At 72.0% G+C, this 20,212-nt stretch carries 19 protein-coding genes; 6 read left to right on the top strand and 13 right to left on the bottom strand.

Annotated features, from left to right (window positions below; genetic code table 11):
* Positions 1-301: 301 nt before the first annotated feature.
* Both Sdi02f_RS22855 and Sdi02f_RS22850 read right to left on the bottom strand, forming a co-directional pair.
* A complete protein-coding gene (locus tag Sdi02f_RS22855; protein WP_030399747.1) occupies positions 302-1,282 on the bottom strand; it encodes an aldose epimerase family protein in 981 nt (326 codons plus the stop codon).
* A gap of 35 nt (positions 1,283-1,317) precedes the next feature.
* Positions 1,318-2,229 carry an SGNH/GDSL hydrolase family protein gene (locus Sdi02f_RS22850; RefSeq protein WP_031081545.1) on the bottom strand — a complete coding sequence of 304 codons (912 nt, stop codon included), beginning with the start codon at positions 2,227-2,229 and terminating at the stop codon, positions 1,318-1,320.
* Between the two features lie 256 nt (positions 2,230-2,485).
* On the opposite strand from Sdi02f_RS22850, the gene Sdi02f_RS22845 reads away from it, so the two are divergent.
* A complete protein-coding gene (locus Sdi02f_RS22845) occupies positions 2,486-2,980 on the top strand; it encodes a DUF3145 domain-containing protein (protein WP_108933934.1) in 495 nt (164 codons plus the stop codon).
* Between the two features lie 73 nt (positions 2,981-3,053).
* Here Sdi02f_RS22845 and Sdi02f_RS22840 read toward each other — a convergent pair whose 3' ends face one another.
* From Sdi02f_RS22840 to fasR, 5 genes are all read right to left on the bottom strand, one after another.
* Positions 3,054-4,343: a beta-ketoacyl-[acyl-carrier-protein] synthase family protein gene (locus Sdi02f_RS22840; protein ID WP_030399744.1), complete on the bottom strand. Its 1,290-nt coding sequence runs from the start codon at positions 4,341-4,343 to the stop codon at positions 3,054-3,056.
* Positions 4,344-4,444: 101 nt separating this feature from the next.
* Positions 4,445-4,693, bottom strand: a complete 249-nt coding sequence (locus Sdi02f_RS22835) for an acyl carrier protein (protein ID WP_007449219.1) — start codon at positions 4,691-4,693, stop codon at positions 4,445-4,447.
* A 102-nt stretch (positions 4,694-4,795) separates the two neighbouring features.
* Positions 4,796-5,827, bottom strand: coding sequence for a ketoacyl-ACP synthase III (locus Sdi02f_RS22830; protein WP_030399743.1), 1,032 nt, complete (start codon positions 5,825-5,827; stop codon positions 4,796-4,798).
* Positions 5,828-5,843: 16 nt separating this feature from the next.
* Positions 5,844-6,770 carry an ACP S-malonyltransferase gene (locus Sdi02f_RS22825; RefSeq protein ID WP_030399742.1) on the bottom strand — a complete coding sequence of 309 codons (927 nt, stop codon included), beginning with the start codon at positions 6,768-6,770 and terminating at the stop codon, positions 5,844-5,846.
* An 89-nt stretch (positions 6,771-6,859) separates the two neighbouring features.
* Positions 6,860-8,065, bottom strand: a complete 1,206-nt coding sequence (fasR, locus tag Sdi02f_RS22820) for a fatty acid biosynthesis transcriptional regulator FasR (protein WP_108933933.1) — start codon at positions 8,063-8,065, stop codon at positions 6,860-6,862.
* 61 nt (positions 8,066-8,126) lie between these two features.
* Between fasR and Sdi02f_RS22815 the strand changes: the two genes are divergently transcribed.
* Positions 8,127-8,831, top strand: a complete 705-nt coding sequence (locus Sdi02f_RS22815) for a pirin family protein (protein ID WP_037798347.1) — start codon at positions 8,127-8,129, stop codon at positions 8,829-8,831.
* Between the two features lie 7 nt (positions 8,832-8,838).
* On the opposite strand, the gene Sdi02f_RS22810 is transcribed toward Sdi02f_RS22815, so the two are convergent.
* Complete coding sequence (locus Sdi02f_RS22810; protein ID WP_030399739.1) at positions 8,839-9,666, bottom strand: serine hydrolase domain-containing protein; 828 nt, start codon at positions 9,664-9,666, stop codon at positions 8,839-8,841.
* Positions 9,667-9,685: 19 nt separating this feature from the next.
* Positions 9,686-10,153 (bottom strand): GNAT family N-acetyltransferase, encoded by a 468-nt coding sequence (locus Sdi02f_RS22805; RefSeq protein ID WP_031081531.1) that lies wholly within the window; start codon positions 10,151-10,153, stop codon positions 9,686-9,688.
* Between the two features lie 97 nt (positions 10,154-10,250).
* Between Sdi02f_RS22805 and Sdi02f_RS22800 the strand changes: the two genes are divergently transcribed.
* Both Sdi02f_RS22800 and Sdi02f_RS22795 read left to right on the top strand, forming a co-directional pair.
* A complete protein-coding gene (locus Sdi02f_RS22800) occupies positions 10,251-10,736 on the top strand; it encodes a MerR family transcriptional regulator (RefSeq protein ID WP_030399737.1) in 486 nt (161 codons plus the stop codon).
* Positions 10,733-11,749 carry an aldo/keto reductase gene (locus tag Sdi02f_RS22795; RefSeq protein ID WP_030399736.1) on the top strand — a complete coding sequence of 339 codons (1,017 nt, stop codon included), beginning with the start codon at positions 10,733-10,735 and terminating at the stop codon, positions 11,747-11,749. The genes Sdi02f_RS22800 and Sdi02f_RS22795 overlap by 4 nt, the downstream gene beginning before the upstream one ends.
* Positions 11,750-11,843: 94 nt before the next feature.
* Here Sdi02f_RS22795 and Sdi02f_RS22790 read toward each other — a convergent pair whose 3' ends face one another.
* The 3 genes from Sdi02f_RS22790 to Sdi02f_RS22780 form a co-directional block, all read right to left on the bottom strand.
* The gene (locus Sdi02f_RS22790) at positions 11,844-12,728 is read right to left on the bottom strand and encodes a DUF4429 domain-containing protein (RefSeq protein WP_030399735.1); all 885 of its coding nucleotides are present in this window, start codon (positions 12,726-12,728) and stop codon (positions 11,844-11,846) included.
* Between the two features lie 66 nt (positions 12,729-12,794).
* Entirely contained in the window at positions 12,795-14,015 is a 1,221-nt protein-coding gene (locus Sdi02f_RS22785; RefSeq protein WP_108933931.1) for an alpha/beta hydrolase family protein, read from the bottom strand.
* A gap of 54 nt (positions 14,016-14,069) precedes the next feature.
* Positions 14,070-14,753 carry a TetR family transcriptional regulator gene (locus tag Sdi02f_RS22780; RefSeq protein ID WP_030399733.1) on the bottom strand — a complete coding sequence of 228 codons (684 nt, stop codon included), beginning with the start codon at positions 14,751-14,753 and terminating at the stop codon, positions 14,070-14,072.
* A gap of 115 nt (positions 14,754-14,868) precedes the next feature.
* Between Sdi02f_RS22780 and Sdi02f_RS22775 the strand changes: the two genes are divergently transcribed.
* Together Sdi02f_RS22775 and Sdi02f_RS22770 are read left to right on the top strand one after the other, a co-directional pair.
* Positions 14,869-16,479 carry an MFS transporter gene (locus Sdi02f_RS22775; RefSeq protein WP_055467749.1) on the top strand — a complete coding sequence of 537 codons (1,611 nt, stop codon included), beginning with the start codon at positions 14,869-14,871 and terminating at the stop codon, positions 16,477-16,479.
* A gap of 241 nt (positions 16,480-16,720) precedes the next feature.
* On the top strand, positions 16,721-17,029 hold the full coding sequence (locus tag Sdi02f_RS22770) for a hypothetical protein (protein ID WP_053639019.1): 309 nt from the start codon (positions 16,721-16,723) through the stop codon (positions 17,027-17,029).
* A 111-nt stretch (positions 17,030-17,140) separates the two neighbouring features.
* Here Sdi02f_RS22770 and aceE read toward each other — a convergent pair whose 3' ends face one another.
* Entirely contained in the window at positions 17,141-19,897 is a 2,757-nt protein-coding gene (gene aceE, locus Sdi02f_RS22765) for a pyruvate dehydrogenase (acetyl-transferring), homodimeric type (protein ID WP_108933930.1), read from the bottom strand.
* Positions 19,898-20,212 lie beyond the last annotated feature (315 nt).

Here is a 20,212-nt window from a genome sequence, read left to right as displayed (position 1 = left end):
TCGCCGTGGGGTGCGCTGCCGGACGGCGGAAGTATCCCGTGACGGCAGGGGTGCGCGCCACGGTGCGTCGGCGGCCGGATCGCGGCCGTGTGTGAAGGGTTCGTACGGACTCCTGCGCCGGCCCCCGATCACGGACCGCCGGATCACCGCGACGATTACCGTCGGGCCAGGGACGCCCGCGAGCGCGGCCCCCGGGAACAGCCCCGGCCCGGAACCTGACGACCGGGCCGGGGCTCGGCCCCCGCCGTCACGCTTCCCGCCGTCACGCCCGAGCCGTCGTCGCGCACCCGGGACCCCGCCGTCACCCCTCCCGGCGCACCGAGAAGCCGTACACCGTCTCCGAGCGGAACACCTCGCCCGGCCGCAGTACCGTGCTCGGGAACGCGGGCCGGTTCGGGGAGTCCGGGAAGTGCTGCGTCTCCAGCGCGACACCGTCACCGGGGGCGAAGGGCTCGTCCAGGTGGTCGGCGGTGTACACCTGCAGGCCGGGCTCGGTCGTCGCCACCGTGAGCACCCGCCCCGACGCCGGGTCGTACAGCTCGGCGACCTCCTCGGCGGCGCTGGTCACGCCCTTGTCGAGGACGAAGTTGTGGTCGTAGCCCGAGCCGATCTTGCGCGGCCGCCGGAAGTCGAAGCGCGTGTCCGTCACGTCCTCGAAGCCGCCCGTCGGGATCAGGCCGGCGTCGACCGGCGTGATCCGGGAGGCGGCCAGCCGCAGTTCGTGCCCGCCCGTGTGTCCCGAGCCGCCCAGGTTGAAGTAGCTGTGGTTGGTCGGGTTCAGCACCGTCGGGGCGTCCGTGACCGCCTCGTACACGATCCGCAGCGCGCCCGACCCGTCCAGCGTGTACGTCGCCGACATCTCCAGGCGCCCCGGGAAGCCCTCCTCGCCGTGCGGGGAGACCCGGCTCAGCCGGACGCCGTCCGCGACCTCCGCCACGTCCCACACGCGCTTGTCGAAGCCCCGCTCGCCGCCGTGCAGCGAGTTGGCCCCGCTGTTGAGCGCCAGCGCGTACGTCCGTCCGTCCAGCGGGAAACGCCCGCCCGCGATCCGGTTGGCGTACCGCCCCACGAGCGCGCCGAAGTACGGCTCCGGGTGCGCCACATAGCCGTCCAGGTCCGCGAACCCCAGCACCACGTCGGCGGTGTTGCCCTCCCGGTCCGGGACCTCGGCCGACTGCACGATCCCGCCGTACGACAGGACCCGTACCCGTACGCCGGACCGCTCCAGCGTCCAGCGGTGTACCGGGGTGCCGTCGGACAGTGTGCCGAAGAGTTCGCTCATGTGCGGAACTCTAGGACATCCCAGGTCAGGACCGCTCACGACGACTTCGCGGTGACCGCGCGGTACGCGATCTCCGCCAGCCGGGCCTGGCCGTCCACGCTCGGGTGGAACCAGTCCCAGTGGCTCAACTGGTCCGTGCCGAACCGGTACGCGTGCACCGCGCCGTCGTCCGTGCGGCACCGGCGGTCCTTCGCGCAGACCTCGCGCAGCACCTCGTTGTAGTCCGCCACCCGGTCGCGCACCGCGTTGCGCCGCGACGTCGCCGCCGCGTCCAGGGAGTCCGCGTCGCCCAGCATCGACGGGCAGATGCCCAGCTTCCACACCTGCTTGCCCAGCGGGCTGGTGCGCCCCTGGGACCACAGCCGCTTCAGGTCCGGAATGCTCGACACGTACACCTGCGCCCTGGGGAGCTTCTCGCGCAGGGTGGCCATCGCCTCCTCGAACTGCGCGCGGAAGTCCGCCACCGGCGTCATCGCCGAGGCCGAGGACCGGCACGCGTCGTTCGCCCCCGCCATCACCGCCACCAGCTCCGGCCGGCGCTTCGCCGCCCGCGTCACCTGGCCGGTCAGGTCGGCCATCCGGGCCCCGGTGACCGCGTAGTTCCAGCTCCGGTCGGCCGCGTCCGCCTTCCCCAGCAGCCGTACGGCGAGCGAGTCGACCTTCGCGCTGCTGCCCGTCGCCCACGACACCTCCGGGCAGTCCGACAGCACCGCGCAGGCGTCGAACCCGCGCGTGATGGAGTCGCCCACGGCCGCCACGGACCGGGGGCTGGTGTCCCAGACGGGGGCCGTCTTCGCCCGCTTCGACGCGCCGGCCGAGGGCGCGGGGGAGCCGCCGCCCGCGGCGTCGCAGCCCGCCACGCCCAGGGCGGTGGCGGTCAGCACGGCGAGCGCGGCACACGCCCGGCGACGCCCGTACCGCGTCGCCCGGTCCGTCCCTCGGCCCATACCGGTCCACCCCTCGCCTCGTGCCTCCAACGTGCTCAACCCATGACACCCCGCGAGGGTTCCCGAGGGCGGCGATGCAACGGCTCACACCCGTACAAGCGTCCTGCCGGGTGAATGGCGGCGGTTTGTCGGCGGCGGGACCGACGGTACGTCACACTCCTTGCCCCGTCGCACGGTAGCCTCGCCATGAACGTGGCCCGCGTGGCCACGGCCGTTCCACCCGTTCCGAGATGTCCCGCTCAGCCCGGAGGTTCCGGTGACGACACGTGGAGTCCTGTACGTGCACTCCGCGCCGCGCGCGCTCTGCCCGCACGTCGAGTGGGCCATCGCCGGGGTGCTCGGCACCCGCGTCGGCCTGGACTGGATCCGGCAGCCCGCCGCATCCGGAACCTGGCGCTCGGAGTTCTCCTGGCAGGGCCAGTCCGGCATCGCGTCCAAACTCGCCTCCGCACTGCGCGGCTGGCAGTTGCTGCGCTTCGAGGTCACCGCGGAACCCTCCGCGGGCGTCGAGGGCGAGCGCTACAGCTGCACCCCCGACCTCGGCATCTTCCACGCCGTCACCGGCATCCACGGCGACATCATGATCCCCGAGGACCGGCTGCGCGCCGCCCTGGTCCGCTCCCAGCGCGGCGAGACCGACCTGGAGTCGGACATCGCCAAGCTCCTCGGCAAGCCCTGGGACGACGAACTGGAGCCCTTCCGCCACGCGGGCGAGGGCGCCCCGGTGCGCTGGCTGCACCAGGTGGTGTGAAGCGCCCCGCCCCACGCGCACGAGGAAGGCCCCCACCGACCGGTGGGGGCCTTCCTCGTGCGCGTGGGATCGCTCAGACGGTCCGGAACGCGAGGACGACGTTGTGGCCGCCGAAGCCGAACGAGTCGTTCAGCGCGGCGATCCGGCCCTCGACCGGCAGCTTGCGGGCCTCGCCGCGGACGATGTCCGCGTTGGCCTCGGCCTCCGGGTCGAGGTTGTCGACGTTGATGGTCGGCGGCGCCACCCGGTGGTACAGGGCGAGGACGGTCGCCACGGACTCCACGCCGCCCGCGCCACCGAGGAGGTGACCGGTCATCGACTTGGTGGCGGAGACCGCCATGTGGTCGACGTCGTCGCCGAGGACCTTGCGCAGCGCCTTCAGCTCGGCGATGTCACCGGCCGGCGTCGAGGTGGCGTGCGCGTTGACGTGCACGATCTCGGCCGGGTCCAGGTCGGTGTGGTCCAGCAGGTTCTGCAGGGCGGCGGAGATGCCGCGGCCCTCCGGCTCCGGTTGCACGATGTCGTGGCTGTCGGCGGAGATGCCCTGGCCGACCGCCTCCGCGTAGACGCGGGCACCGCGCGCGGCGGCGTGCTCGGCGGACTCCAGGACGACGACGCCGGCGCCCTCGCCGAGGACGAAGCCGTCCCGGGCGGTGTCGAAGGGGCGCGAGGCACCCTGCGGGTCGTCGTTGTTCTTGGACATCGCCATCATGTTGCCGAACGCGGCGATGGGCAGCGGGTGGATCGCCGCCTCCGTGCCGCCCGCGACGACGACGTCGGCGCGGCCCGTGCGGATCATCTCGATGGCGTAGCCGATGGCCTCGGCGCCCGACGCGCAGGCGGAGACCGGCGTGTGCACGCCCGCGCGGGCGCCCACCGCCAGGCCCACGTTGGCCGAGGGGCCGTTCGGCATGAGCATGGGGACGGTGTGCGGGGAGACGCGGCGGACGCCCTTCTCCTTGAGCACGTCGTACTGGTCGAGCAGCGTGGTCACACCGCCGATGCCGGAGGCGATGACCGCGCCCAGCCGGTCGGGGTCGACGTGGGCCGCGCCGTCCTCGGCGGGGCTCTCGCCCGCCTTGCCGACGTACCCGGCGTCCTTCCAGGCCTCCCGCGCGGCGATCAGCGCGAACTGCGCCGAGCGGTCCAGCCGGCGGGCCTGCGGCCGCGGGATGACCTCGGAGGGGTCGACGGCGGCCGGGGCGGCGATGCGGACCGCCTGGTCGGCGGCCCACTCCTGCTCCAGGGGCTTGGCACCGGACCTGCCGGCGACCAGACCCTCCCAGGTCGAGGCTGCGTCGCCACCCAGCGGTGTGGTTGCGCCGATACCGGTGACGACCACGGTGCGATTGGTCGAGCTCACGGGAATTCTTTCTCCAACGGGATACGGGATTCGTACGGCGCCACCGCCGGGTGGCGGGGCAGTCTGCCCGGATACTCGGGTTATGCCCGAGTATCGGCGGATCAGGCCTGGTGGTCGAGGATGTACTTCGTCGCGTCGCCGACGGTCTTGAGGTTCTTGACGTCCTCGTCCGGGATCTTGACGTCGAAGCGCTCTTCGGCGGCGACGACGACCTCGACCATGGACAGCGAGTCGACGTCCAGGTCGTCGGTGAAGGACTTGTCCAGCTGGACGTCCTCAACCGGGATGCCGGCGATCTCGTTCACGATGTCCGCGAGACCGGCGACGATCTCTTCCTGAGTGGCGGCCATGATGGCGCTCCTTCTTTGTTGTCCAGAGGGTGTGGCGGCCCGCCGCGTCGCGACGGGTGTTGCTGCTCTCCCTGCCGGACCGTGTGATCCGGCACGGAGTGCCTAGGGGAGGGTAACGACCGTCGCGGCGTAGACGAGACCCGCCCCGAAGCCGATGACGAGCGCGGTGTCACCGCTCTTCGCGTCGCCCGTCGCCAGGAGCCGCTCCATCGCGAGCGGGATCGAGGCGGCCGAGGTGTTGCCGGTGGTGCGGATGTCACGGGCGACCGTGACGTGCTCCGGCAGCTTCAGCGTCTTCACCATCGAGTCGATGATCCGCACGTTGGCCTGGTGCGGGATGAAGACGTCCAGGTCGTCCGGGCTGATCCCGGCCGCGTCCAGCGCCTGCTGCGCGACCTTCGCCATCTCGAACACGGCCCAGCGGAACACCGCCTGGCCCTCCTGCGTGATCGCGGGGAACTTGACGTTGCCCTCGCTGTCGAGCGGGAGCCCGGAGACGTCGCCGCTGCGGAAACGGTCCCAGGGGATCGTCTGCTTGATCGTTTCGGCCTTGTCGCCCTCCGAGCCCCAGATCGTCGGGCCGATCGCCGGCTCGGGCGAGGGGCCGACCACGACCGCGCCCGCGCCGTCGCCGAACAGGAAGGCCGTGGCCCGGTCCTCCAGGTCGGTCAGGTCGGACAACCGCTCCACGCCGATCACGAGGACGTACTCCGCCGAGCCCTCGACGACCAGGCCCTTGGCCAGCGTCAGCCCGTAGCCGAAGCCCGCGCAGCCCGCCGAGATGTCGAAGGCCGCCGCCCTGTCGGTGCCGAGCCGGTCGGCGATCTCGGTGGCGATGGCCGGGGTCTGGCTGAAGTGCGACACGGTGGAGACGACCACGGCGCCGATCTGCGAGGCGTCGATCCCGGCGTCGGCGAGCGCCTTGCCGGAGGCCTCCACGGACATCGCCGCGACGGTCTCCTCGGGACCGGCCCAGTGCCGGGTCTCGATGCCGGAGCGCGAGCGGATCCACTCGTCGGACGAGTCGATCTTCTCGAGGATCACCTCGTTCGGCACCACGCGGGTCGGACGGTAACCGCCGACGCCGAGGATGCGCGCGTACGGGGCGCCCTTGCTGGGCTTGATCTTCGACATGCTCTCGCGCTCCTTGTCAGGCCTGGGTGTGCTCGGCGACGAGCTCGCGGGCCGCGTCGAGGTCGGCGGGGGACTTCAGGGCCAGCGTCTTCACGCCGGGCAGCGCCCGCTTGGCGAGTCCGGTCAGCGTGCCGCCCGGGCACACCTCGATCAGCGCGGTGACGCCGAGCTCCTTGAACGTCTCCATGCACCGGTCCCAGCGGACCGGGTTGGCGACCTGGCCGACCAGCCGCTCCAGCACCTCGGTGCCGGAGGCGACGGCCCGGCCGTCCTTGTTGGAGACGTACGTCACCTTCGGGTCGGCCGGCGTCAGCGACTTCGCGGCCTCGGCGAGCTTGTCCACCGCGGGCGCCATGTGGTGCGTGTGGAACGCGCCGGCCACCTTCAGCGGGACGACCTTGCGGACACCCTCGGGCTTGTCGTCGCTCAGCGCGGCCAGCTGGTCCATGGTGCCCGCGGCCACGATCTGACCGGCGCCGTTCACGTTCGCCGGGGTCAGGCCGAGCTTCTCCAGGTGCGCCACGCTCACCTCGGGGTCGCCGCCGAGCAGCGCCGACATGCCGGTCTCGGTGACCGCGGCGGCCTCGGCCATGGCCAGGCCCCGACGGCGTACGAGGGTCAGTGCCGCGGTGTCGTCGAGGACGTCCGCGAAGGCGGCGGCGGTGATCTCGCCGACGCTGTGGCCGGCGACCACGCCCGGGGCGAACCCGGGAATGTCACCGAGTGCCGCGGCGGAGAGGAGGCCGGCCGCGACCAGCAGGGGCTGGGCCACGGACGTGTCACGGATCTCGTCCGCGTCGGCCTTGGTGCCGAAGTGGACGAGATCGAGTCCGATGGCGTCGGACCAGCCCGCGACGCGGTCCGCGGCGCCGGGAAGGTCGAGCCATTCAGTCAGGAAGCCGGGCGTCTGGGCGCCCTGGCCGGGAGCGACGAGTACGAGCACTCTCACACTCTCTCTTGAGGACGGCCGCAACCGCCCGTGGGGACAGGGACGAAGAACGGGAGCGGGTTTTGTGGACCCTGCACAAAAGGCTAGAGCTGTGGATCTCCATCGGTCAGACGCCCCAGGATGAGGGCGATCCGCAGTGTGAACGCAGACCGTACATCAGAGGGTGACCATCCGGTGACGTCAGTCACACGTCGGAGCCGGTAGCGCACGGTGTTCGGGTGAACGAAGAGCATCCGGGCGGCGCCCTCCAGACTGCTCGCCTGTTCGAGGTAGACGCTGAGCGTCTCGAGGAGGGCCGCCCCCGCCTCCTCCAGCGGTCTGTAGATCTCCTCCACCAACTGCTCGCGGGCCGAGGGGTCGGAGGCGATCGCGCGCTCCGGCAGCAGATCGTCGGCGAGCACCGGGCGCGGGGCGTCCGGCCAGGCGGTGCACGCCTTGAGCCCGGCCGCGGCGGCCTGCGCGGACCGGGTCGCGGCCAGCAGGTCCGGCACCACGGGACCGGCGACGACCGGACCCTGCGCGAACGGCCCGATCAGCGACTTCGCCACCGCCAGCGGATCGTTGCGGCCCCCGGCGATCACCACCAGGCGGTCCCCGAGCACCCCGGTCAGCACCTGGAGCTTGGCGTGCCGGGCCGCCCGCCGGATCGCCTCCACGGTCAGCTCGGAGTCCCCGTCGGGCGCGGTGCCCAGCACGACGCACACGTGCTCGGGCGAGTTCCACCCCAGCGCGGCGGCGCGCGACACGGCGCCCTCGTCGGCCTCGCCGCTGAGCACGGCGTTCACCACCAGTGACTCCAGCCGCGCGTCCCAGGCACCGCGTGCCTCGGCGGCCTGCGCGTACACCTGGGCCGTCGCGAAGGCGATCTCCCGCGCGTACACGAGCAGCGCCTCGCGCAGCACGGACTCGTCACCTGGGGCGGCGACCTCGTCGATCGCGGACTCCATCACCTCGATGGTGGTCCGCACCATCTCCACGGTCTGCCGCAGCGTGATCGCGCGGGTCAGCTCGCGCGGCGCGGTGCCGAAGACGTCGGTGGAGATGGCCTGGGGCGCGTCCGGCCGCCGGAACCACTCGGTGAACGCGGCGATGCCGGCCTGCGCGACCAGCCCGATCCAGGAACGGTTCTCCGGGGGCATGGCCCGGTACCACGGCAGCGTCTCGTCCATGCGCGCGATGGCCTGCGCGGCGAGCGATCCGGAGGACTGCTCCAGCCGCTTCAGGGTCGCGGTGTGCGGGTGGGCGGGCTGGGCGGGGGCGTCGGGCTTGCCGGTTTCGGGTTCGGGCACGGGACAAGACTGCCTTATCGGGACGGCCGGGTGTGCCGCCGGGGCTACCGTGAACGACGTGATGGACGTACGCCGCGCCGACGAGCGCTATCCGGGCGGTGATCCGGCTGCCGGGATCACCTCCCGCCACGCCTTCTCCTTCGGCCCCCACTACGACCCCGGCAACCTGCGCTTCGGGGCCCTGCTGGCCTGCAACGAGGAGCACCTCGCCCCCGGGGCCGGCTTCGACGAGCACCCGCACAGCCACACGGAGATCGTCACGTGGGTGGTGGAGGGCGAGCTGACGCACCGTGACAGCGCGGGCCACGAGACGGTGGTCCGCGCCGGGGACGTGCAGCGCCTCAGCTCGGCGGGCGGCGTCCGGCACGTCGAACGCAACGACGCCGCCGCCCCCCTCACCTTCGTGCAGATGTGGCTGGCCCCGCGCGACCCCGGCGGCGACCCCGCCTACGAGATCGTCCGCGGCATCGCCGACTCCACCCCGTACGCCGTCCCGGAGGCGGGCGCCATGCTCCACGTGCGCCGCCTGGCCGCGGGGGAGCGGACGGCGGTGCCGGACGGGGCGTACGTGTACGTGCACGTGGTGCGGGGCGGGGTGACGCTGGCCGGGCAGACGCTGGGCCCGGGCGACGCGGCCCGTGTCACGGACTCCGCGGGGGTGGAGGCGGTGGCGGCGACGCGGGCCGAGCTGCTGATGTGGGAGATGGCCCCCCAGGACCCGCCGTCGCCCTCCCCGTTGCCCGGCGAAGGCGAGGACAGGACCTAGGCCAGACCTAGGCCAGGCCCCGGGCCTCCGCCAGCACCGCGTCCGTGAACGGCGGCCACGCCTCGACCGCCCAGGGGCCGAACGCGCGGTCGGTGAGCGCCACGCAGGCGAGCCCCGCGTCCGGGTCGATCCAGAGGAACGTGCCGGACTGGCCGAAGTGCCCGAAGGTGCGCGGCGAGGACGAGGCGCCCGTCCAGTGCGGGGACTTGCCGTCGCGGATCTCGAAGCCGAGGCCCCAGTCGTTGGGGTTCTGGTGGCCGTAGCCCGGCAGGACGCCCTTCGTGCCCGGGTACTGGACGGTCATCGCCCCGGCGACCGTGCGTGGGTCGAGCAGCCGGGGCGCCTGCACCTCGGCGGCGAAGCGGAGCAGGTCCTCCACCGTGGACACGCCGTCCTTGGCCGGGGAGCCGTCGAGGGAGGTGTGCGCCATCCCGAGCGGCTCCAGCACCGCCTGCCGCGCGTACTCGGCGAACGGCATGTCCGCCGCCTTGGCGATGTGGTCGCCGAGCTGCTCGAATCCGGCGTTGGAGTACAGCCGGCGCTCCCCGGGCGGGGCGGTCGTCCGGTGCTCGTCGAAGGCCAGGCCCGAGGTGTGCGCGAGCAGGTGACGGACCGTCGCCCCGGGCGGCCCGGCGGGCTCCTCCAGCTCGATCGCGCCCTCCTCGTACGCGACGAGCGCCGCGTACGCCGCGAGCGGCTTGGTGACCGACGCGAGCGGGAAGCGGTGCGCGGCCGGGCCGTGGGTGCCCAGCACGGTGCCGTCGGCCCGTACGACGCCCGCCGCGGCGGTGGGGACCGGCCAGTTCTCGATCGACGCGAGGCTGTTCAAGGACATGGCGCCGAGCCTAAGCGGCTCACAGGTACAGCCGCATCGAGGGGGTCGTGTCGCGCGTGAAGCCCATCGACGCGTACAGGGGCTCGGCGTCGGGGGAGGCCGTGAGCATGACGTGCCCGGCGCCCCGTTCGCGGAACCACTCCAGCAGCTCCGCCATGCACGCCCGCGCGTACCCGCGACGCCGGGCGCCGGGGTCGGTGGCGACGCTGAAGACGTACCCGAGCAGCCCTCCCGGCCTGTCCGGACCGCCGATCCGGTACTCCAGCGTGCCCACCACCAGCGCCGCCGGCGCGCCCGGCCGCTCCGGGTGGTCGACCACGAACGCCGCGAAGCCGCCGTCCGGATCGGCCAGTCTCGTGCGCAGGCCGGGCAGCGCCCCCGCCTGCCAGTCGGTGGACGCGTCGGGGTTCACGGAAGCGATCATCACCTGACGCAGGCGGAGCACTTCCTCCGCGTCCTCGGCCACGGCACGGCGTACGAGACTCATGTCCGGCACGGTAGTGAGCGGCGCGGTCGCGTGTCCCGCGCTTTTCCCGCCGGTCGGGCTTGCCTGGAGTGCACTCCAAGGTCGTAGCGTTGAGGCCATGACGGTGATGCAGACCACGGCCGGGACGCTCGCGCCGAACGCCACCAGAACGGACATCTGCTCCGCCCCGCCCCCGCGCCACCCGCGCCCCGACGGGCAGGACCGCTACACGATCAGCGAGGTCGTCGCCCTCACCGGCCTGACGGCCCACACGCTGCGCTGGTACGAGCGGATCGGCCTGATGTCCCACATCGACCGCTCGCACACGGGACAGCGCCGCTACAGCAACCGCGACCTGGACTGGCTCGACTTCGTCGGCAAGCTGCGCCTGACCGGCATGCCGGTCGCCGACATGGTCCGGTACGCGGAGCTGGTCCGCGAGGGCGAGAGCACCTATGCCGACCGGCGGGACCTGCTGGAGTCCACCCGGCGCGACGTGCTGACGCGGATCGCCGAACTGCAGGACACCCTCGCGGTACTCGACCGGAAGATCAGCTTCTACGGCGACGCCGCACACACGGGTGAACGAGAGGGGAACCGATGACCGACCACAGGATCCCGACGGCCCGGCTCGGCGACGGCGGCCCCGAGGTGGGCGTCCAGGGCCTGGGCTGCATGGGCATGAGCTTCGCCTACGGCCCCACGGACACCGACGCCTCCCGGGCGACCCTGGAGCGGGCGCTCGAGCTGGGGGTGACGCTGTACGACACGGCCGACGCGTACGGCGCGGGGGAGAACGAGCGGTTCCTGGCACCGTTCTTCAAGGCCCACCGCGACGAGGTCGTCGTCGCCACCAAGTTCGCCCTGTCCATCCCGCCGGACGACCCGACCCGGCGGATCGTCCGCAACGACGCCCCCTACGTCCGCGAGGCCGTCGAGGCGAGCCTGCGCCGCCTGGACCTGGACGTCATCGACCTCCTCTACATGCACCGGCGCGACGTGAACGTGCCGATCGAGGAGACCGTCGGCGTCATGGCCGAGCTGGTGCGCGAGGGCAAGGTCAAGCACCTCGGGCTGAGCGAGGTGACGGGCGACGAGCTGCGGGCCGCGCAGGCGGTGCACCCGATCGCCGCCGTGCAGTCGGAGTGGTCGCTGTTCAGCCGGGACATCGAGGCGGGCGTGGTGCCGGCCGCGCGTGCACTGGGCGTGGCCCTCGTCCCGTACTCCCCGCTCGGCCGGGGTTTCCTCACCGGCTCCTTCGCCGACGCCGAGCAGGACCTCACGGACGACGACTTCCGCCGTCAGCAGCCCCGTTACACCGGCGACAACGCGGCGGCCAACGCGGCCCTCCTCGCCCCGGTCCGCACCGTCGCCGAGGCCCACGGCGCCACCCTCGCCCAGATCGCCCTGGCCTGGGTTCAGCAGCGGGCGCGGGTGCACGGCCTGCCGGTGGTCCCGATCCCGGGCACCCGGAAGCCGGCGCGGGTCGCGGAGAACGCGGCGGCGACCGGGATCGTCCTGACGCAGGACGAGCTGTCCCTGCTGGAGCCGATCGCGCAGAAGGTCGCGGGCGACCGCTACGCGGACATGACGTTCACGTCCGCCGGACGGGAGTAGAGAAGCGCTGCCGCAGGGGCGCGGGGGACTGCGCGAGCGACCCGCCACGGCCGTCGGCCGACGACGTGCCGCACCCGTGCCGCACCCGGCGACGCTAAAGCTCCGCCAGCAGCTCCGCCTTCTTGGAGGAGAACTCCTCGTCCGTCACCAGCCCCTGCTGATGCAGCTCCCCCAGGTGCCGTATCCGCTCGGCGATGTCGGCGGGATCACGCCGGGGTGCGGGCACCGGAACCGGAACCGGGGTGCCCGCACTCCGCTCCCGCACCGCCGCCAGCACCGCCGCGGCGAACGGCAGTGACTCGTGCACCAGCCCGTACCCGAGCCCGAACACCACCGCCGCCGGATCCTGGTCGGCCTGGGGGACGGCGGGAGCTGCGGGAACGGCGGGAACGGCCGGCGGCGCGGCGTCGCGCGGCAGCAGCCGCAGGTACCCCTCGAACATCTCCGGGGACCGCCACTCCACCCCGCCCAGGTCGGCGACCGGGAAGCTCTGGTCGCCGGCCTTCCACTTCGCCGAGGAGGCACCCGTCCAGAACCACCGGAAGGACACCGCCTCCCCGTCGAAGGAGGCCTTCCCGTCGTACGCCTTGAAGTGCAGGGGCGCCTCGGGCGCGGCCACCAGGTAGCGCTCGGTCTTGCCGGTCTCGGTCAGCAGCGCCCGCAGCTCGTCGGCGTAGTACTCCGCGAGCGTCTCCCGTTCGGCGGGCAGCACCAGCCGGTAGGGGTCGCCGCTCTCCTTGAGCTGTCCGGCCGCCGCCTCGATCAGCGGGTCGGCGCCCGCGCGCGGCTGGACGCGCAGCACGACGGTGCCGCGCCTGCCGGGCGTGAGCGTCACGCCCTCGATCGCCTCCAGGGGCACGCGGCGTTCCCCCAGGGCCTGGAACAGCTTGGGTGTTCGAATCCCCCGTTCGTAACGGATGAGCACGGAGTCGGACTCGAACTCCCAGGCGGCATGAAATCCGGCCAGTACGTCACCCATGCGGCTCATCGTATGCGGCACGAGCCTCTCCGTCCCCTCCCCGTGCAAACCGGAGTTTCTACGCCTCTACGCGCGTCCGGCCGCCGTCGCCACGGACAAATCCGCCCGGCATGTGTCGTCCTCGTCGGCGCAGGCCACCGTGCGGTACGCGCCAACGCCGATCCCCGCGAAGTTCCGCAGGCTGTCCGTACCGGGGACGAAGTATCCGCTGTGTCCCCGGGCGTCCCGTGCCGACAGTACGCGTGCCCCGAAGGCGGCCGAGACCGGGTCGGCACCGTGTCCGAGGCCGCCGACCTCCAGGTACGGCACGTCCTGGATCCAGTCGTCGGCGTCCCGCATCGCCCACACGCGGGCGGAGGTGTCCAGGCGCGCGGCGCTCTCGGCGCGCATGCCGGGGCTGCCGGCCACCGCTATGTCCGTCACCCGGCCGGGCAGCGCGTCGGCGGCCAGGCCGCACACCACCGAGCCGTAGCTGTGGCAGAACAGGGAGACGCGGGCCCTGCCGGGCAGCGCGCGCACCAGCGCGTTCAGCCGTACGGCGCCGTGGGCGGCGCGGGTCGCCGTGGCCGCCTCCATGCCGAGACCGCTGGGGGAGGTGTAGTCGGCCCAGGCGATCACGGCCGTGCCGGTGCCGGGGCTCGCCGCGCGCTCGGCCGCGTACAGCGACGCGGCCATGCCGGCGGGCGCCGAGTACCGCTTGCGGTCGGTGCGCTGGAAGGTGAGCAGTTCGGTGTCCACGCCGGGCACGACGACGGACACGCGGTCGGCGCGGTTCAGGTCCCCGAAGACCTCGGCGACCTTGCCCGAGCCCGCCGGGTCGAAGGCGAGGATGTGCCGGTCGGGCCCGAGCAGCGACTCGTAGCTGCGCACCCGCCGGGCCGCCTCGCGCTGTCCGGCGGGGGAGAGGCGCTTGTCGTGCATGCGGGCGCGCTCCACCGACCGCGCCTGCCGCAGCGCCGAGTGGTTGGCGACGTAGCGCAGGGGGACGGGAGCGCCGTTCATGTTGCCGACGGCCAGGGGATAGCGGTGGGCCAGGCTCGTGCGCTGCCGCGCGGTGAGCGAGGCGAAGAAGCGGGCCAGCCGGGCGGGCGCGGCGTGTGCGTCGGGCAGCCGTCGTCCGTCGATCCGGCCCTGTTCCCAGGCCTTGACCGACGCTTCGAGGGCGGTGGGCCCCCGCTGGTCGCGCAGGGCGGTCCAGCCGGTGGTCGCCAGCATCACGAACACCACGGCCAGGGCGAGCAGGAGGCGCCAGACGTTCAACTGCGGGGAGGTGTCGAAGGAAGTCACTGGGAGGACACACTAGGAGAACGGGCCGGTCTCGCGTGAATCCAGTGACACGGATCACGTTTCGGTGTGCCGCCAGTTCCCGGTGAGCGCCGGTGACACCTGGTCCAGGTACGTGGCCGTCAGGTCCCGCAGGGCCGCGAGCCCGGTGTCGTCGCGCCCCGACCAGATCCGCTCGGTGACCCGCATCACGGCGCCGAAGACGGCCACGACCACACGGGGACGCGGGTCCCGGTCGATGTCCAGTCCCTCGCGGTCGGCGACGACGCGGGCGATCCGCTCCTCCAGTTCCGTCGCGCGCCGCAGGTGGGCGGCGAGCAGCGCGGGCGTCGACTCGATCACCCGGTAGAAGCGCATGTGCAGCTCCAGCGGGACCACCTGCTCGACGGCCTCGCCGATGGTGTCCCAGCTCGCCGCGAGGGCCTGACGCAGCGCGTCCAGCGGCGCCTCCTCCGGGGGACGCGCGTGCACGGCGTCGACGAAGCGCGCCTCCGCGAGCCGCGCCGCGAAGAACGCCGCGTCCTCCTTGGAGGCGAAGTAGCGGAAGAAGGTGCGCTGGGAGACGTCGGCGGCCTCGGCGACGTCGTCGACGGTCGTCTCCTCGTAGCCGCGCTCGGTGAACAGTTCGAGGGCGGAGCGCAGCAGCAGGTCCCGGGTGCGCTGTTTCTTGAGTTCGCGCAGGCCCGGGCGGGAGGCCGTGGGTGCGGTCTCCGGCGGCGCCGACGTGCCGGCCACCTTCAAAACTGCTCTCCTTCGTACGGTTTCCCCAGTTCAGCGTATATGGGGGATGTCTTGTCAGTTACTGACTCGTGAATTGGTTTGTCAACTGTCAGCGGCTGTCATTAGCCTCAGCGGTATGACTAGTCAGACCACCATCGACAAGCCGGGACCGGGCGACGGCACCCCGGCGGGTTCGGCACCCGCCAAGGGATGGCGTGGCCATCCGTGGGTCACTCTCGTCACCGTCGCGGTCGGGGTCATGATGGTGGCCCTGGACGGCACCATCGTGGCGATCGCCAACCCGGCCATCCAGGACGACCTGGACGCCAGCCTCGCGGACGTCCAGTGGATCACCAACGCCTACTTCCTCGCCCTCGCGGTCGCACTGATCACCGCGGGCAAGCTCGGTGACCGCTTCGGCCACCGGCAGACCTTCCTCATCGGCGTGGCGGGCTTCGCCGCCTCCTCCGGTGCCATCGGGCTGTCCGGCAGCATCACGGCGGTCATCGTCTTCCGTGTCTTCCAGGGCCTGTTCGGCGCGCTGCTGATGCCGGCCGCGCTCGGCCTGCTGCGGGCCACCTTCCCGGCCGAGAAGCTCAACATGGCCATCGGCATCTGGGGCATGGTCATCGGCGCCTCCACCGCGGGCGGCCCGATCCTCGGCGGCGTGCTGGTCGAGCACGTCAACTGGCAGTCCGTCTTCTTCATCAACGTGCCGGTGGGCGTCCTCGCCCTCGTGCTCGGCGTCATGATCCTGCTGGACCACCGGGCCGAGAACGCGCCGCGCTCCTTCGACGTCCTCGGCATCGTGCTGCTGTCGGCCTCGATGTTCGCCCTGGTGTGGGCGCTGATCAAGGCCCCCGAGTGGGGCTGGGGCTCCGGCCAGACCTGGCTGTTCATCGGCGGCTCGGTGGTGGGCTTCGTCCTGTTCTCCCTCTGGGAGACCAAGGTCAAGGAGCCGCTGATCCCGCTGGCGATGTTCCGCTCGGTGCCGCTGTCGGCCGGTGTGGTCCTGATGGTCCTGATGGCCATCGCCTTCATGGGCGGCCTGTTCTTCGTCACCTTCTACCTGCAGAACGTCCACGGCATGAGCCCGGTCGACGCCGGTCTGCACCTGCTGCCGCTCACCGGCATGATGATCGTCGCCTCGCCGCTGGCCGGCGCGGCGATCACCAAGGTCGGCCCGCGCGTTCCGCTGGCCGGCGGCATGGCGTTCACCGCGGTCGCCATGTTCGGGATCTCCACGCTGAAGACGGACACCGGCAGCGGCCTCATGTCGCTCTGGTTCGCCCTGCTGGGCCTCGGCCTCGCGCCCGTCATGGTCGGCGCCACCGAAGTCATCGTCGGGAACGCCCCGTTGGAGCTCTCGGGCGTGGCCGGCGGCCTCCAGCAGGCGGCGATGCAGATCGGCGGCAGCCTCGGCACGGCCGTACTGGGCGCCGTGATGGCCTCCAAGGTCGACAACGACCTGGCGGGCAACTGGACGGACGCCGGACTCCCCGAACTGACGCCGGAACAGGCGCACCAGGCCTCCGAGGCGGTCCGGGTCGGCGTCCCGCCGGTGCCCGAGGGCACCCCGGCCCAAGTCGCCGGGAAGATCACGGAGGTCGCCCACGACACCTTCATCTCCGGCATGAGCCTGGCCTCGCTCGTCGCCGCCGGGGTCGCGGTCGTGGCGGTGTGCGTCGCCTTCCTCACCAAGCGCGGCGAGAACGCCGACGCGGGCGCGGGCGTGGGCCACATCTGACCGGTGCCCGGGAAAATCCCTCGCTCCTGTCACCCGTTTCGTCCATCAGGGTGACAGGAGCCGCGAACCCTCCCCTTGGCCGGAGACCGCAGGTCACAGTGGGTCAGGTCCTCCGCAGGGCACGGAGGGCGAGAGGCTGCGGCGCGCTGCCGGAGGGGGGTGGCGCGCGGGCAGCACGTTCGAAGCAGGCATGACACGCCCTGGGCGGGTACCCGAACTCCACGATGAGTTGAGGGAGTTGATGATGGCGAGCTTCGGACAGGGGTCGCGCAGGCACCCCCGCTCACGTGGCCGGACGTGGTCACGGACCGGGCCGGATCGCGCGACGCTCGCGGTGGTCGGAGTGGTCTGCGCGGTCGCCGGTTTCTTCGCGCTGGGCATCGTGCTCGGCCCCGCGGCGATCGTCTGCGGATGGTTCGCGATGGGCCGCAGCTGGACGGGGCCCCGCCCGGTGCCGGCCGTGGTCGCCGTGGCGCTGGGCGGCATCGACACGCTCCTGGCACTCGTCGGGCTCGTCGGAGCGACGGCACCGGGCCACGGGATGTTCTAGCGGCTGCGCCGCATCACCTTCGCAGCGCGGCATCACCCGCCGCCCGGACGTTCCCACCCCCGCCCGTCACGGGCGGGGGTGAGCCATGTGCGGGTTCGGCTGGCCCGCCGGCTACGCGTCCCCGCCGGCCGCCCCCGGGTCGGCCGCCGTCACGTCGAGCAGCCGGTAGCGGTCGACCGCCTGCTTCAGCACCGACCGGTCCACCTTGCCCTCCCGTGCCAGCTCGCTCAGCACGGCCACCACGATCGACTCCGCGTCGATGTGGAAGAACCTCCGCGCCGCCCCGCGCGTGTCCGCGAAGCCGAAGCCGTCGGCGCCCAGCGACTGGTACGTCCCCGGCACCCAGCGCGCGATCTGGTCCGGCACCGACCGCATCCAGTCGGACACCGCCACGAACGGCCCCTGCGCGCCCGCCAGCTTCCGCGTCACGTACGGCACCTGCTGCTCCTCCTCGGGGTGCAGCAGGTTGTGCTCCTCGCAGGACACGGCCTCGCGCCGCAGCTCGTTCCAGGAGGTCGCCGACCAGACGTCGGCGCGCACGTTCCACTCCTCGGCGAGGATCCGCTGCGCCTCCACGGCCCACGGCACCGCGACGCCCGAGGCCATGATCTGCGCCGGGATCGAGCCGCCCGTGCCCTCGCTGAAGCGGTACACGCCCTTGAGGATGCCCTCGACGTCCACGTTCTCGGGCTCGGCCGGGTGCCGGATGGGCTCGTTGTAGACGGTGAGGTAGTAGAAGACGTCCTCCCCGTGCGGGTGCTGCTCGTCCCCGCCGTACATCCGGCGCAGGCCGTCCTTGACGATGTGCGCGATCTCGAATCCGAAGGCGGGGTCGTACGCCACGCACGCCGGGTTGGTCGAGGCGAGCAGCTGCGAGTGCCCGTCGGCGTGCTGGAGGCCCTCGCCGGTCAGGGTCGTGCGCCCCGCGGTCGCGCCCAGCACGAAACCGCGCGCCAACTGGTCGCCCATCTGCCAGAACTGGTCGCCGGTGCGCTGGAAACCGAACATCGAGTAGAAGACGTACACCGGGATGAGCGGCTCGCCGTGCGTGGCGTACGCCGAACCGGCCGCGATCAGCGAGGCGGTGCAGCCCGCCTCGGAGATGCCGTCGTGCAGCATCTGCCCGTTCGGCGCCTCCTTGTAGGCGAGCAGCAGGTCCCGGTCCACGGACTCGTACTGCTGCCCGAGCGGGTTGTAGATCTTCGCACTCGGGAAGAAGGAGTCCATGCCGAACGTGCGGTACTCGTCCGGCGCGATCAGCACGAACCGCTTGCCGATCTCCTTGTCCCGCATGAGGTCCTTGAGCAGACGCACAAAGGCCATCGTCGTCGCGATGGACTGCTGGCCCGACCCCTTCTTCACGGTCGCGTACGTCTTGTCGTCCGGCAGGGCGAGCGGCTTCGACCGCACCACCCGGGTCGGCACGTACCCGCCGCAGCCCAGGCGCCGGTCGTGCATGTACTGCATCTCCTCGGTGTCCCGGCCCGGGTGGTAGTACGGCGGCGGGCCGGACTCCAGCTCCTTGTCGGAGATCGGCAGGTGCAGCCGGTCGCGGAAGCGCTTGAGGTCGTCGACCGTCAGCTTCTTCATCTGGTGCGTGGCGTTGCGGCCCTCGAAGTTCGGGCCCAGCGTCCAGCCCTTGACCGTCTTGGCCAGGATCACCGTCGGCTGGCCCTTGTGGTCCAGGGCCGCCTTGTACGCCGCGTAGATCTTCCGGTGGTCGTGGCCGCCGCGCCCCAGGTGCTGGATCTGCTGGTCGGTCATGTTCTCGACCATCTTGCGCAGCCGGTGGTCGTCGCCGAAGAAGTGCTCGCGGATGTAGGCGCCCGACTCGGTGGCGTAGGTCTGGAACTGGCCGTCCGGGGTGGTGTTCATCCGGTTGACCAGCACGCCGTCCCGGTCCTGGGCGAGCAGCGGGTCCCAGGTGCGGTCCCAGACCAGCTTGATCACGTTCCAGCCGGCGCCCCGGAAGACCGACTCCAGCTCCTGGATGATCTTCCCGTTGCCGCGCACCGGGCCGTCCAGGCGCTGAAGGTTGCAGTTGACCACGAAGGTCAGGTTGTCCAGGCCCTCCCGCGCGGCGATCGACAACTGGCCCAGCGACTCCGGCTCGTCCATCTCCCCGTCGCCGAGGAAGGCCCACACGTGCGACCGGGAGGTGTCCGCGATCCCGCGCGCGTGCATGTAGCGGTTCATCCGTGCCTGGAAGATCGCGCCGATCGGGCCGAGACCCATGGAGACCGTCGGGAACTCCCAGAAGTCCGGCATCGACCGCGGGTGCGGGTACGAGGACAGCATGTACGGCGCCTTGGACTTCTCCTGCCGGAAGCCGTCCAGGTGCCGCTCGCTCAGCCGGTCGAGCAGGTACGCGCGCGCGTAGATGCCGGGGGAGGCGTGCCCCTGGAAGAAGACCTGGTCGCCGCCGTCGCCCTCGTCCTTGCCCCGGAAGAAGTGGTTGAAGCCCACGTCGTACAGCGAGGCGGAGGAGGCGAAGGTCGCGATGTGACCGCCGACGCCGATACCGGGCCGCTGCGCGCGCGAGACCATCACCGCGGCGTTCCAGCGGGTGGCGTTGAGGATCTTGCGCTCGATCTCCTCGTTGCCGGGGAAGAACGGCTCGCTCTTGGTCGGGATGGTGTTGACGTAGTCCGTGCTGCGCATCTCGGGCACGGCCACGCGCTGCTCGCGGGCGCGCTCGATCAGCCGCAGCATCAGGTACCGGGCCCGCTCCCGGCCGCGCTCGTCGACGGCGGCGTCCAGGGAGTCGAGCCACTCCCGGGTTTCCTCGGGATCGAAGTCAGGAACCTGACTCGGAAGGCCGCCAATGATGACCGGACTGCGATCACTGCGATCGGATGCGGAAGCCACGCTGTTCCTTCGCTGTCAGAGGGCCGTTGTTCCGGGTGTCCTTCCCGGGTGTCTGCGCCGATTCCCCCGCCGGTTCCCCATCGTCTACCTCGCGGGGGCAATCGTCATCTGTACCGTGGGGTAACCGGTCCTCCCGTGAGGATCGGGGGCACGTTCATTCGAGTCTCGTACCCACACATGGTTCCCAATTACGCAAACGGGGCAGATAGGTGTGGTGTATGTCACCTTCGGGCAGGACGGCGCGACGGAAGTTGCGGCGACACGGCCGGGATCGTCACCGTTTCGGCGGTCCCAGACGCCGGGTACTTGCGCGAT

This window comes from Streptomyces ardesiacus (assembly GCF_003112575.1).
GTDB lineage: Bacteria > Actinomycetota > Actinomycetes > Streptomycetales > Streptomycetaceae > Streptomyces > Streptomyces ardesiacus.
This window is presented reverse-complemented; position numbering and strand designations above follow the sequence as displayed.